The following is a 14,164-nucleotide window of genomic DNA, read 5'->3' as shown; positions in this document are numbered from 1 at the left end:
TGATAGGTCATCGTGACGGAGTCGTACTATTCATTGGCAGATTTCAGATAGACCTTCGGTTCGAGGTACTCTTACGAAACGATGTTTCTCATTCGGCAAAATGAGCAGTGTAACTGCACAAGGAAACCATCTTGCAAAGCTTCGCTTCTCATTTAGCCAAATGAAAAATAACCTCCTGTAAGAGTACCTTGAGCTGAAGGCTAATCCCTTAATTCAAATTCTAGAGGTAAGACTCCGTTTAGAAGGAATAATTTTACTTTTGCTATTTGGAAATATATTTAAGTAAATCCCTAATTTTCAATAAATAACCTGATTACAGTAAAAAATTAAGAAAGGAATAAAAATGTCAGAATTACGTTTTGATGGACGTGTAGCCATTGTCACAGGTGCAGGTGGTGGCTTAGGACGACAACATGCACTCACCCTTGCAGCACGAGGCTGTAAAGTGGTGGTGAATGACTTGGGTGGTGGCGCACATGGTTCAGGTCAGTCTTCATCGGCTGCGGATCAAGTTGTTGAAGAAATTCGTGCGGCAGGCGGTGAAGCGGTTGCCAATTATGACTCGGTGGAAAATGGTGAAGCCATTGTTCAAACGGCTTTAGAGCATTTTGGTACAGTGGATATTGTCATTAATAATGCAGGGATTTTACGGGATGTCAGTTTTGCCAAAATGACCGAGCAGGATTGGGATCTGATCATGCGTGTGCATTTGAATGGTTCAAAAAGTGTCTCACATGCAGCTTGGCCAATCATGCGTGAAAAAGGCTATGGTCGAATTATCATGACCACGTCGGCAGCAGGGATTTACGGCAACTTTGGTCAAGCCAATTATTGTGCGGCAAAATTGGGTATTCTCGGTTTAGCCAACTGTTTAGCGGAAGAAGGTCGCAGTAAAAACATTTTCGTCAATACCATTGCACCATTAGCAGCGTCACGTTTGACTGAAACCGTGATGCCACCTGATTTATTGGCTTTGCTCAAACCTGAAGCGGTGAGTCCTTTGGTGGCTTGGCTTGCTCATGAAGACTGTAAGGAAAATAAAGGTTTATTTGAAGTCGGGGCAGGCTTCGTTGCTAAACTGCGTTGGGAGCGTACAGAGGGTTATATTTTCCCGAACAAACGCCCATTCAATGTTGATGATGTGGCACGGCATTGGGATAAAATTACCGATTTCACAGAATCAACTCATCCTACATCTACCACAGAATCATTCACGCCGATTTTGGAAGGCATCAACCATCCAAACTTAGGGGGCAATGAATTCATCGACTTAGATGTTGCATCCAAAGCCAAACTTGAGATCGAATCGTCTTATGATGAGCGTGATTTGTCACTTTATGCATTGGGTATTGGTGCGGCACAAAATCCATTGGACAGTTCAGAACTTGCCTATGTCTATGAGTTGGGCAGTGAATTCCAAGCCTTTCCAACTTATGGCGTGATGCCACAAATGAATGCCATGTTGCAAATGGCAAAGCAAGGCGTTTCACTTCCTGGTATGAATTATGGCTTTGATCGTGTGCTACATGGTGAGCAATATACTGAAATTAAACGACCTTTACCGCCACATGCAAAGCTACAGCATACCTTCACTTTAAAAAGTGCTTATGACAAAGATCCGAATGCAGTGGTGACTTTTGCAATTTCATCTAAAGATGAGAATGGTGAAGAACTGATTTACAACGAAATGACAGCATTTGTTCGCGGTGCAGGCGGTTGGGGCGGTGATCGTGGTGATTCGACCGAAATCAATGTTGCACCTGAGCGTGAACCTGATGCTGTGATTGAAGAAAAAACTGATGTGAATCAAACGCTGTTGTATCGTTTATCAGGCGATTGGAATCCTTTGCATGCAGATCCTGCATTTGCCAAAGCCTTTGGTTTTGATCGTCCAATTTTACATGGCTTATGTACTTTTGGTTTTAGTGGTCGTCATGTGATTAAAGCTTTCAGCAATAATGATGGACGTTATTTTAAAAGTATTAAAGTACGTTTTGCCAAGAGTGTCTATCCGGGCGATACCCTTGTCACCAAAATGTGGAAAGAATCGGATACCAAAATCATTTTTGAAACGTGGGTGAAAGAACGTAATGAAGTGGTGATTAAGAATGCTGCCATTGAATTATATACAGAAATTCCTAAGGCAAAAGCCAAAGCAAAAACTGAGCAAGCATCTGTTCAGGCAGTACAGACTTCTAATGAACCTGATCGTTTAATTGCCAAAGATGTGTTTAAAGTCATTGCAGAGCATGTCGCACAACATCCTGAATTGGTGGATAAAACCAAGACTTCATTCTTATTCAAACTGAAAAATCCTGATTCAATGTGGACGCTTGATCTAAAAAATGGTGTGGGTTCGTGTACGCAAGGTGAAATTGCCAATGCCGATGTGACACTTGAAATGGATGAAGAACATCTTGAAACCGTGGTGACAAGTTCATTGGCAGATGTACAAAAGTTGTTCTTTGGTGGACAGTTGAAAATTGGTGGCAATGTCATGGCATCCAATAAACTGATCGTGTTGCAAGAGATTGATTCTAAATTATTTGCTGAGGCGAAAAATCAACGTATTGCCAATGCAAGCAGTGCAGGATCATCTGACAGCACAACAAACTCAGCTTCTACAGTAAATACGGAGATCACGCTTGCCGATGTCTTTACTGCGGTAAATCAATATATTACAAATACAGCAGGGATTGTTGATAAAACCAAAACCTCATTCCAATTTAAACTGAAAAATCCTGAATCGACTTGGTTTATTGACCTGAAAAATGGTGCAGGCAGTGCAGGTGCGGGTGAGGTTGCCAATCCTGATGTAAGCCTTGAAATGGATGAAGAGCATGTGCCAACCGTGTTTAATGGCTCACTTGCCGATGTACAAAAGTTGTTCTTTGGTGGACAGTTAAAAATTGGTGGCAATGTGATGGCATCCAATAAATTGATCGTTCTGCAAGATATGGACAAAAAGCTGATTGATCAGGCTCGTGATGCACGTGTGGCTTCGGGTGATACAACTCAGGCTGCGGCAGCACCGACAAGTACAGCCAAAGTGGCAAAAGCACCTGAAATTTTCATAACATTACAAAACCGTTTGCAAGGTGAAAGTAATGCAAACCATACTTATCAATTTAACATTACTGAACCGAATGAGTCATGGACAGTGAATTTAGCCAATGGCAGTGTGCAACAGGGTAGCGATGCCAATGCTGATGTGACTTTGACCTTGTCTGATCATCATTTGGCAGAGTTGGTTTCAAGTCAGCGTGAGATTCGTGACTTGTATCAGCATGGTGATGTGGTGGTGGATGGTGATATTCGTTTGGTGCATCAGATGCGGTTTTTGCAGAATTTGGCTTGATGACGAGTGCTTTATATAAAGTGATTATGAATTGGTCGTGAAATTCATATTGAAAGTTCCTTCTCTTGCGCCATATTTGGCTTAGGGAGAAGGTTAGGATGAGGGGTATTTATACATAAATATACTTTTCCTATTAAAAATGGAAGGGACTTTCATTGAGAAAGCTAATAAGTTTTCGCAAGCTGAATTTATTCGATAATAAATTGAAATAGATAACAAAATTTTCATCTTAAAACTAAAAGTAAGATGGAAATACAATCAAATTAGGGTATTAAAATGAAAAGACGTGTCAATGTAATTGGTGTCGGCATGACCAAATTCGCCAAACCGGGTGCAAGTGCTGAATATTATGAAATGGCGAAAGAAGCAGGACAGAAAGCCTTACAGGATGCCAATATCCAATACAATGAAATCGAACAGGTTTTTGCAGGCTATGTTTATGGTGACTCGACTTGCGGACAGCGTGCAGCTTATGAACTTGGCTTAACAGGTGTGCCCATTGTCAATGTCAATAATAACTGCTCTACAGGTTCAAGCGCTCTATTCCTTGCCCGTCAAGCCATAGAAGGTGGATTGGCTGAATGTGTACTCGCACTTGGTTTTGAGAAGATGGAAAAGGGCGCATTGGGTGCAAAATTCAATGACCGTGAACCACCGATGGGGCAACATGCGCAAGTCATGCTAAATGTTCAAGGTTTCAATTCCGCACCGCCTGCCGCACAAATGTTTGGTGGCGCAGGGCGTGAGTACCGTTGGAAATACGGCACGAAAAAAGAAACCTTTGGACAGATTGCGGTCAAAGCCCGTAAACATGCGAGCAACAATCCTTATGCTTTATTTGGTCAGGTCTTATCTTTAGATGAAATCATGGCATCGGACAATGTCTTCGATCCATTGACCCGTTTTCAATGTTGTCCGCCAACTTGTGGCGCAGGTGCAGTCATTTTATGTTCTGACGAATTTGCCAAAAAGCATGGTATTTCCAATCCTGTTTATATCGCAGCGCAGTCAATGACCACCGATTATGCATCAAGTTTTGAAGAACAAAGCATGATTAAAATGGTCGGCTATGACATGACCAAACAAGCCGCAAATCAAGTTTATGAAGCGGCGGGTATCGGTGCAGAAGATGTCGATGTAATTGAATTACATGACTGTTTTACGGCGAATGAATTGCTCACCTACGAGGCTTTGGGGCTTTGTCCTGAGGGTGAAGCTGAAAAATTCATTTGGGATGCAGACAATACCTATGGTGGTAAATATGTCACAAACCCATCAGGTGGCTTATTGTCTAAAGGGCATCCTTTAGGTGCAACAGGCTTGGCACAATGTACTGAATTGGTGTGGCAATTACGTGGTACAGCCGATCAACGCCAAGTTCAAAATGCCCGAATCGCTTTACAACATAACCTCGGCTTGGGTGGAGCGTGTGTCATTACCATGTATCGCCGTGATTAAAACTGCATCAAATTCAGCAAAATGGATTTTCATGACATGGAAATGAGTTGAAATGACATAGCGAATTGTACCCATACGGGTACAATTTTGTTAAGGACATCACGTCAATTCAAATAAATATAGACAGGATTCAGCTATGGGTATTCTACAGAAATTTATTAAATCTACGGTTTATCATGAGCCATTACCAATTCGCCGTGATATTCGTTTTGAATTACCTGCAGATCGTATCGCAGATTGGCATACAGAAGCGGGACCGATTTTTACTGCATTATTGAATACTTTCTCCATTGTTTTGCCGATCGGTGAGCGTTTCTTCATTGATGCAGTACGTGCGCATCGTGATTTGGTTGAAGACCCTGAACTTAAAAAAGCGGTGACTGCATTTATTGGTCAAGAAGCCATGCATGGTCGTGAGCATGAAGACTATAACAGTGCTTTGTTTGCACGAAATCCGATTGCGCCGAAGTTTGAAAGCTTTGTACTTGGTGTATTTGGTTTAATGAAAAAGCATTTACCTGCATCATATTCGCTTAGTGCAACCATTGCACTTGAACATTTTACAGCGTTGCTCGCAGACTCTGTGTTGCAAATTCCTGAATTATTTGATGGTGCAGAAGAACATTATGCCAACATTTGGCGTTGGCATGCTTTTGAGGAAACTGAACATAAAGCTGTAGCTTATGATGTTTGGAATACAGCAATGGGTCAGGGGATCTATGCTTATTTGTTGCGTAGCTTTGGTTTAGTCGCTGCAACCATAGTGTTTTGGGGCTTTGTACTGCCTGTATTTACCAAAATCGTAATTGATGAGAAAAAATTGACTGATCTTCCTAGTTGGAAAAAAGCGTATAAATATACTTTTGGTGAAGTGGGTGCATTGCGTAGGCAATTGGGCAATTATATTGATTATTTCCGCCCGAATTATCATCCTTGGGATCATGATAACCGTGAAAAAATGATGGCTTTGCAAGATTTGATTTATCAATTGGCTGATGCAACAGCGGCTAAACAGAAAAAAGTATCTTAATTGTTGAAAAAAAACACAGGTCTAAATAGCCTGTGTTTTTTGGAAAATGTTGAATTATTTGAATAATGTCCCTGCTTGTGACAAAACGTTTTTCCCATTCTTTATTACTTCTAATGTGTCATCAGGTGTTTCATCTGTTCCTAAAATATTTTTATAGACCGTGTATTGATAGGCACCACTTTTAAAAATAAAGTTGTGATTGCCACCTGAACCATCCATGACAATTTGTCCATTATTTAAAATCAAGTCAGGCTTTTGAATTTGGGCTTGGTTACGTCCCCATGATGCATAGCGATATGTGCCATTGTTCATTTGATCAATTCGAACTTGGAATTTTGCTGTTTTAAATTGTAATTCAGGCACTTTAAATGTTTTGAGTGATGAGTGTAAGTTATTTTTTTGTTTGGCAATAATTTGATTTTTATAACGTTGTTCAGCATCGCTACTATAATTCACTGCTGTGATTTTTTTGTCACTGACCCAAACAGTACCGCTATCTAGCATGATGCCACGCCAACCGACACTTTGCCATTGTGAGAGTTTTGAGTTGGCGATATTCTTCACTAACTTCTGATCAAAGACTTGGTTAAAGCGTTGTTTCATCTGTGCTTTATTATCAATACTTGGAATCGGTTCTTCACGAATTAAGGGATAACGAATACTGTTTGCAATTGCATTTTGATCGTTTTTCTTAAACAGATTAATAATACCTTGAATTTCTTTTTGCTCAGTCGCGTTAAGATTATCTGCAAAAGCAGCATGATTACTGAGAAGGAGTAGACTCAAAATGATTTTTTTCATAGAAAATTATACTGTCTGATCGGCTAAGTTAATTATATGATTTACCAAAAAGAGTGCATGAAAAAATGAATGATAAATGTATGAATATTGAAATAAAACAACAACTCAATGAACAAGTCTTGGATATTTATCATTTAATCGAAATTGCAGACTTATTGAGAAAGAATCCTTTAGAACTTAAAAGTTTAATTGATCCCAATGGTGGTAAGCAATGGGAAAATATAGCGATGATGCTACCTTATCTTCCACTTGAAATGATTGAAGAAAATATTGATCATTTGCTTGAAGGTTTTATGGATTTGAATTGGTTGGGGAGTCGAGTGCTTTATGCTTATTTACCGCAATTGGATATTCGTATTCTTAAACCTGCATTAAATCGAGTGATTCATCATGCTATTGCTTTGGGTGACGGGGAATGGGTATTTTTTATCAATTCATTTCTTGAAAATGAAAGCTTAGGATTGGCAAACTCCTATCGTGAAGAAATAGAGCTATCTTAAAACTATTTAGTGACGAAAGGAATTTATGAATAACTGATTTGAAGTATTGTTAAACTTAAGCATCGACCACAACAAAATATTTTTTCACCGCTTCAACTACTTCAAAAGTGCCTTTAAATGAGGGTGGTATTACGCCTGCTTCACCTGCTTTGACCTCAATAAACGTATTATTTTCTGCATCGTGAATACGGACAATACCTTCAATAATATTAAAAAATTCCTGCTTATTGTCTGCAAATACAATATTCCAAGCACCGACTTCACATTGCCAAATTCCACAATTCATATTGGGGTGTTCATATAAACTTTGGGTTAAGCGTTTTGGATTACCATTTACCAAACGATCAGGACGTGGGTAATCTACAATCGTTTCACTATGCGCTAAACCTTGACCTGCTAAATATAAATTTGTCATCACATTATCCTGATCTGTATATTTTCTTATTTCATATATAAAACAAAGCCTCAATAAAATTGAGGCTCAGAATAGTATTGCTAAATCTTAGTGTGCTTCAGGCACAGCCGATAAAAACTCACGACGTGCTTCTTTATCCGTTTTAAAATCACCGACAAAAGATACAGTACGCGTCGTAGATTCTTGTTTACTCACACCGCGCATCATCATACACATGTGTGCAGAATCAATCACCACGGCAACACCGCGGGCATTAGTCACTTCTGCAACCGCATCGGCAATTTGCTTGGTGAGTTGTTCTTGAATTTGCAAACGACGTGCAAACATTTCAGTGATTCGTGCAAATTTAGACAGACCTAAAACATTACCTGATGGTAAATAGGCAATATGCACACGACCATGAAATGGCAATAAATGGTGCTCACATAACGAATAAAATTCGATATTTTTTACCAAGACCATTTCGTCATTGTCAGAAGGGAAGACCGCATTATTGGTCACTTCTTCAAGTGTTTTGCTATAGCCAGACGTCAAGTACGAAAAAGCTTTAGCCGCACGCATAGGCGTATCTTTTAGACCTGGACGATCGAGGTCTTCACCAACGGCAGTTAAAATATTTGCGTAGGATTGCTGCATAGACATAAAACGTGTTCACTTATAACGGTTCGAACAAGGACGGCATTGTAGCAGAAAAAACCATATTTTTTGCTATCTATAAGATAAACCGTCACTTAGGAGAGTGATTAGCTTTGAAAATAAATGGTTAAGGTGTTGAATTAAATTTTGGATTTTTTTCAGCACGTTTTAGAAGCACTAAAACCGCACCTGTACCACCTTGTTTTTCAGGCGCACTGACAAATGCCAATACATCACGATGCTGACGGAGCCAACCATTGACATAGGTTTTGAGAATCGCATCTGGACCTTTGCCATGCACAATTTTAATCACGTTTTGATTTTCATCTTTGGCAATTTGAATGATTTGTAAGACCGCAGAACGTGCTTCCTCAACAGTACAACCATGCAAGTCCACTGCTTCGAACCAACGGAGATTACCCGCTTTTAAATCTTCAAAAACTTTGTGTTGTAGAGTCGCAATGCGATAGCTCAAGGCTGCCTGACTTGCGACAGGGTTTAAAACTGCTTGAGTATCAGAGAGTTCTGCATCATCAGTTTCAAAAGCGCCTTCAGCCGCAGCACGTTTAGCTAAGGTTTTTGCATCAGGTTTTTTACGAATATTTGTACGTTCAATTTTGGCAATATTACTATTGTCGATTTTCTTCACACCGCCTAATGCCGTTTTAAATAAATCGGCATCGCTGATTTCTTCAGGTGCGACTTCTTGTACTTTCTTCGGCTCAGGCTGTGATGCCACTTTGGAAGAATGTGGATGAGTGATTTGTTTTTTGAATTGTTTTAATAAATCGAGCTGTGATTTTGAGAAAGGTGAATCTGAATTACTCATATTTGCAAAAACAGTAAATGACCAAATTTACTATGAATTATAGTCTGAATTTAAGGAAAATTGAACTGAAATACATACATGGTTTAGTATTGTATTCAATGAGAAGATTTGCACAATTAGAATGCGATATTCTAGTGATAAAAATTAAAATGAGTGTAGGTAATTTATGGAATTCAAAAGCACTATCGCCCTTATTATTTCTTTCATCTTTTTTTTCTTTTGTCTTAGTAGGATGCATAAAGAAAGATGATCAAATTGCTGTAGATGCTTATTACAAAGCTGTGAAATATTATTCGGGAGAAGATAGGGGGAAAGATGAAAAAAAAGCTTTTGAATATATGGAAAAGTCAGCAAAACTTGGTTTTCCAAAAGCTCAAAATGATTTGGCTAGTATCTATTCTGAGGGAGTCGGCGTAGAAAAGAATCCTAAACTGACTTTATATTGGTTAAATGAAGCTGTTAAGCAAAATTTCCCAGCAGCCCAGTACAATTTAGCTATTATTTATGATAAAGGGGAATTGGTTAAGAAAAATAGGAATGAAGCCGTAAAATTATACCATTTGTCCGCTAATAATGGTTTTGCTAGAGCTCAATATAATTTGGGAAACGCTTATTTGAAGGGAAATGGAGTAGTCCAAGATACCCAAAAAGCGATTGAATATTATCAAAAGGCAGTAGAGCAAAATTTGCCAGATGCTCAATTTAATTTGGCGAATATCTATTTGGATGGTAGAGCAGGTGTTGTGGATGAAAAAAAAGCACTAGATTTATATACTTTGGCTGCAAATCAAAATTTTGTTTATGCGCAAAATAATCTTGCTCATTTGTATTTAAATACATATGAAAATCATATTCAAGCGAAATATTGGTATCAAAGAGCTTATGAAAATGGTTATTTAGAGGCTAAACAAGCCCTTGAACAATTAGAGAGTTTAGAGAAAAAATAATTATTGTGAATGATGCTAGATGATTTTTTTAATTTAATTCAGAAGGGCAAGTAAACTTGCCCTTCTCATCGTAGACATATTAATTTGGTCTAATTTAAACCTTCTCAGGCACACCAAATAATTCAGTAAATGCATGGTCAGGGCGAGGTTGTTTCATAAAACTTTCCCCGACTAAAAATGCATGAATATCATGTTCCTGCATTTTGCGTACATCATCAGGTGTGGCAATACCACTTTCCGTGATCAATAAACGTGATGGATCAAGTAACTTTTTCAAACGGAATGAATTGTTTAAATCTACATCAAAAGTTTTTAAATTACGATTATTCACGCCTAATAAACAACGATCAGACAATTTCAATGCACGTTCAAGTTCATCTTCATCATGTACTTCCACAAGTACATCTAGATTTTGTTCAAAAGCAGTTTTAGACATTTCTTCAAGTTGTTGATCAGACAAACTCGCAACAATCAATAAAACACAATCTGCATGCAAAGCACGTGCTTCGATCACCCCATAAGGGTTAATCAAAAAGTCTTTACGTAGGGCAGGTAGTGAACAATGACTGCGTGCAATCTGAATATTTTCATCTGCACCTTGAAAAAAATCGACATCCGTCAATACAGACAAGCAAGCAGCTCCCGCATGTTCATATTGCTGTGCAATTTCCGCAGGATTAAAGTTTTCACGAATAATCCCTTTAGATGGAGATGCTTTCTTAATTTCAGCAATCACCGCAGGACGTTTGCTTAGCAAAGACTGCGCAAAACCACGTACAGGTGTTGCCGCCTGAGCAAGTTCTTCAATATCTTTCAAACTACGTTGCTTTAAACGTGAAGCAAACTCTTCATATTTACGATCAACGATTTTACCAAGCATGGTATTGGCAATATCCACCATAATAATTTCCTTAATTCGGCTTCGAAGTGCTTAAGCTTCGTATTCTTTTAATGTTTTGGTAAATTCAGATAACACACTCATTTTCTCTAAAGCTTGACCGCCATAGATAATGTCATGTGCCAAAGCTACACCTTGTTTATAGGTATTGGTTAAACCTGAAACATAGATGCCTGCGCCCGCATTGAGTGCGATCATACTTGCTGCTTTTTCGCCTTTTGGTGATTTTTTCTTACCCAAAGCATCTTTAATTAATGCCAAGCTTTCAGCAGCGCTATCTACGGCTAAACCTGTTAATGTTTGCGATTCAATATCGACATCTTCAGGCTGAATAATCCATTCAGTGACTTCGCCATCTTTCAGTTCAGCCACATAAGTCGCAGATGCAAGACTAATTTCATCCAAACCATCACGTGAATGAACCACCATCACATGTTCAGCACCGAGTTGTTTTAACACTTCAGCCATAGGACGGCAAAGTTCAGTTGAAAACACACCAATCACAAAACGTTTTACCCCAGCCGGATTCGTAAGCGGGCCAAGTAAATTGAAAATACTGCGGAAACCCAATTCCTTACGTGGGCCCGCAGCATATTTCATGGCTTTATGATGATTGGGTGCAAATAGGAAACCCACGCCCATTTCACGGATACAACGTTCGGTTTGTTGCATATTCAGGTCAAGATTAATACCCGCTTGTTCTAATAGATCAGAAGAGCCTGATTTAGAAGACACACCACGATTACCATGTTTGGCAATGGTTGCACCTGCGGCAGCAATCACGAAAGAAGATGCAGTAGAAACGTTAAACAGGTTTTGACCATCACCACCTGTACCGACAATATCAATTAAATAAGGAATATCACTGACATCAATTTTGATGGCAAACTCACGCATCACACGTGCGGCAGCTGTAATCTCATCAATACTTTCACCTTTTAAACGCAGACCCATCATCAATGCACCGATTTGGGCATCTGTTGCTTCGCCACTCATGATGGTACGCATCACTTCTTCCATCTGCGGTTGAGTGAGTTCAATATTTTTAGTGACGTTATTTAAAGCTTGTTGAATATTCATTTTTTAACTACGCATAAATTTCTAAAAAGTTTTTAAAGATTTGGTGACCGTGTTGGCTCAAGATTGATTCAGGATGAAACTGCACGCCCTCGATTGGCAATGTCTTATGTTTAACACCCATGATTTCTTCCATTGAGCCATCGGCTTGATTGGTCCAGCAAGTCACCTCCAAACATTCAGGTACAGTCGCTTGATCAATCACCAATGAATGATAGCGTGTTGCTGAAAATGGAGAAGGTAAGTTACTGAAAATGCCTGTGTTACTATGATACATATCAGACAAACGCCCATGCATCACAGTTTTGGCACGAATAATATCGCCACCAAAAGCTTGTCCAATTGCCTGATGTCCTAAACAGACACCTAGCGTTGGAATCTTTCCAGCAAAATGCTGAATTGCAGGAATCGAAATACCCGCTTCAGACGGTGAGCAAGGACCAGGACCAATCACTAAATACTTTGGTTGCCATCGCTCAATATCCTCTAAAGTCACGGCATCATTGCGAACAACTTTCACTTCTTGATTTAACTCGCCAAAATATTGGACGATGTTATAAGTAAAGCTATCGTAATTGTCGATCATCAGAAGCATGAGCTCATTAACCTATAGAAATGTACGCACTAAATTGTGCTTAATTGTCAGATAATAATTGACTATTCCACGCGGGTTTTCTCAGATTTTACGATCATGAGCCGGATGAAATAGTAAATACCGCATTATCATAGCAAAACTAAGTCCTGCTGTGTGCGTATTTCAATACGGTTAAGGGGAAACTTTGGTTCAAAAACTATACGCAAGTGAAGTTAGATAGATGAGGTTGGAATAGCAAAAATTCAAAGACTAAGATTTTACACAGCATCTGATTCAGATTAGTGTTTTTATCGCAAAGCAGGGAATAGTGACACAGATTTAATTTTGATTACTTTTTAATTAATTTTGTTTAATAAGTTAAATGTTTTTATTTAATTTAAATAATAAGTGTGTTTATAAGGAATAAGTAAATTTATTATAGTTTTATTTTTAATTTCGATTTAATAATTAAAATTAGTGATTTGTTTAATGCAGGATATTATTTTTTAATTTAATATATTTTATTGAAGTTATTAATCTATTTTTTTAATATATATTATTATATTATCGTATTTTATAGAGTTAAAAGTGTTTTTTAGCTTGTATATTTTTTTTGATTTTATTTGTGGTGATGTATATTATATTTCTTATATAAAAGTGATACTATAGTCACAATATTTGCAAGGCGTGGGACTAAATGAGAGAAGAAATAAAAATTGCCATATTTGGTTTGAGTTTTAAATGTACTCGATACAATTAAGCAAAAAGTTCGTTTAATGTATGATGACTCATTGGATGTGAGTTGGGCAAATATAGCTGCCCCTCATTTAGATATTTTACTTGTTAATGATATGTTTTTTAGTTCTCCAACCATACAGAATTTAGTTGGTGCTAAAAAAGTTCCCTATTTACGACTGGTGAATAAAAATGAAAAATCAGGGCAAATTGAAGGGGATAAACTGTATTTACCTTTTATTGCCACAGATGAGATCCGAAACTGGTTTAAAGACCGCTATCTTGATGTGCCTGTCAGCATTAAAGCTGTAAATATTGTTAACCAGATTTCAAAAAATGTGGATATTACGAAAGTGATTCCAGAGCTGTTTAATGAAAGAAATGGTAATGTACAGATTTTTGATGGTAAAGGTAATATTGCTTTGGCGAGTATTCGTACTCAGCAAGTGTGGCCAGATGTATCAAGAAAAATACAAGGTACAGATGCTTCTTTAAATTATACTTATGCAACGATGCAAATGGCACAGGCTGTAAGTGTTCAGCAGGGTGTAGATTTAACGTCGTGGCTTTGGGATCTATTGTGGTATTCAGATGTAGTCAATGAGAAACACAATTCATCAAATTGTTATAAATTGCTAGATTGGCCGCAACCTATTCATCAGAATGAAAGACAAATGATTTTTAAGATCGCAGCATGCTTTGAACGTGGTGCGAGTATTCAGCAAGTGGCTCAAAAAACTGATTATAGTGAAGCGGAAATTAATAGATTTGTTTCAGTTGGTTTATTGAGCCAAGTATTGAAAAAAATTTCAGCAGATGAAACAAAATTGGTTGAAAAAGTAGAGCAATCATCAGGTGTCTTGCGTGGTTTCTTTGGTAAATTACGGAAAAAATTGGGACTTTAGC

13 protein-coding genes are annotated in these 14,164 nt (G+C 38.2%); 6 read left to right on the top strand and 7 right to left on the bottom strand.

Going from position 1 to position 14,164, the window contains the following annotated elements; all coding sequences use genetic code 11:
- Window positions 1-343 precede the first annotated feature (343 nt).
- From EXE10_RS14530 to EXE10_RS14520, 3 genes are all read left to right on the top strand, one after another.
- Entirely contained in the window at window positions 344-3,358 is a 3,015-nt protein-coding gene (locus EXE10_RS14530; protein ID WP_130113844.1) for a peroxisomal multifunctional enzyme type 2, read from the top strand.
- Between the two features lie 276 nt (window positions 3,359-3,634).
- Window positions 3,635-4,816, top strand: coding sequence for a lipid-transfer protein (locus tag EXE10_RS14525; RefSeq protein ID WP_130113843.1), 1,182 nt, complete (start codon window positions 3,635-3,637; stop codon window positions 4,814-4,816).
- 136 nt (window positions 4,817-4,952) lie between these two features.
- Entirely contained in the window at window positions 4,953-5,846 is an 894-nt protein-coding gene (locus EXE10_RS14520; RefSeq protein WP_130113842.1) for a metal-dependent hydrolase, read from the top strand.
- A gap of 54 nt (window positions 5,847-5,900) precedes the next feature.
- Here EXE10_RS14520 and EXE10_RS14515 read toward each other — a convergent pair whose 3' ends face one another.
- Window positions 5,901-6,647 carry a hypothetical protein gene (locus EXE10_RS14515; protein WP_130113841.1) on the bottom strand — a complete coding sequence of 249 codons (747 nt, stop codon included), beginning with the start codon at window positions 6,645-6,647 and terminating at the stop codon, window positions 5,901-5,903.
- Between the two features lie 80 nt (window positions 6,648-6,727).
- Between EXE10_RS14515 and EXE10_RS14510 the strand changes: the two genes are divergently transcribed.
- Window positions 6,728-7,147, top strand: a complete 420-nt coding sequence (locus tag EXE10_RS14510) for a hypothetical protein (protein WP_130113840.1) — start codon at window positions 6,728-6,730, stop codon at window positions 7,145-7,147.
- A gap of 55 nt (window positions 7,148-7,202) precedes the next feature.
- On the opposite strand, the gene EXE10_RS14505 is transcribed toward EXE10_RS14510, so the two are convergent.
- The 3 genes from EXE10_RS14505 to EXE10_RS14495 form a co-directional block, all read right to left on the bottom strand.
- Entirely contained in the window at window positions 7,203-7,562 is a 360-nt protein-coding gene (locus EXE10_RS14505; RefSeq protein WP_130113839.1) for a cupin domain-containing protein, read from the bottom strand.
- A gap of 87 nt (window positions 7,563-7,649) precedes the next feature.
- Window positions 7,650-8,198: a GTP cyclohydrolase I FolE gene (gene folE, locus EXE10_RS14500; protein WP_171405017.1), complete on the bottom strand. Its 549-nt coding sequence runs from the start codon at window positions 8,196-8,198 to the stop codon at window positions 7,650-7,652.
- 127 nt (window positions 8,199-8,325) lie between these two features.
- Complete coding sequence (locus EXE10_RS14495; RefSeq protein ID WP_130113838.1) at window positions 8,326-9,027, bottom strand: Smr/MutS family protein; 702 nt, start codon at window positions 9,025-9,027, stop codon at window positions 8,326-8,328.
- A gap of 17 nt (window positions 9,028-9,044) precedes the next feature.
- On the opposite strand from EXE10_RS14495, the gene EXE10_RS14490 reads away from it, so the two are divergent.
- Entirely contained in the window at window positions 9,045-9,974 is a 930-nt protein-coding gene (locus EXE10_RS14490) for a tetratricopeptide repeat protein (RefSeq protein WP_130113837.1), read from the top strand.
- 94 nt (window positions 9,975-10,068) lie between these two features.
- On the opposite strand, the gene trpC is transcribed toward EXE10_RS14490, so the two are convergent.
- From trpC to EXE10_RS14475, 3 genes are read right to left on the bottom strand one after another with little or no spacing between them, the layout of a single operon-like run.
- Window positions 10,069-10,875 carry an indole-3-glycerol phosphate synthase TrpC gene (gene trpC, locus EXE10_RS14485; RefSeq protein WP_130113836.1) on the bottom strand — a complete coding sequence of 269 codons (807 nt, stop codon included), beginning with the start codon at window positions 10,873-10,875 and terminating at the stop codon, window positions 10,069-10,071.
- A gap of 30 nt (window positions 10,876-10,905) precedes the next feature.
- The gene (trpD, locus tag EXE10_RS14480) at window positions 10,906-11,952 is read right to left on the bottom strand and encodes an anthranilate phosphoribosyltransferase (RefSeq protein WP_130113835.1); all 1,047 of its coding nucleotides are present in this window, start codon (window positions 11,950-11,952) and stop codon (window positions 10,906-10,908) included.
- 7 nt (window positions 11,953-11,959) lie between these two features.
- Entirely contained in the window at window positions 11,960-12,544 is a 585-nt protein-coding gene (locus tag EXE10_RS14475; protein WP_130113834.1) for an anthranilate synthase component II, read from the bottom strand.
- Window positions 12,545-13,299: 755 nt separating this feature from the next.
- On the opposite strand from EXE10_RS14475, the gene EXE10_RS14470 reads away from it, so the two are divergent.
- The gene (locus EXE10_RS14470; protein WP_228256843.1) at window positions 13,300-14,163 is read left to right on the top strand and encodes a hypothetical protein; all 864 of its coding nucleotides are present in this window, start codon (window positions 13,300-13,302) and stop codon (window positions 14,161-14,163) included.
- The last annotated feature ends 1 nt before the right edge of the window (window position 14,164 follow it).

This window comes from Acinetobacter sp. WCHAc060033, from assembly GCF_004209125.1.
Lineage (GTDB): Bacteria > Pseudomonadota > Gammaproteobacteria > Pseudomonadales > Moraxellaceae > Acinetobacter > Acinetobacter wuhouensis.
The sequence above is the reverse complement of the archived record's forward strand: the minus strand, read 5'-3'. Positions and strand labels throughout refer to the sequence as shown.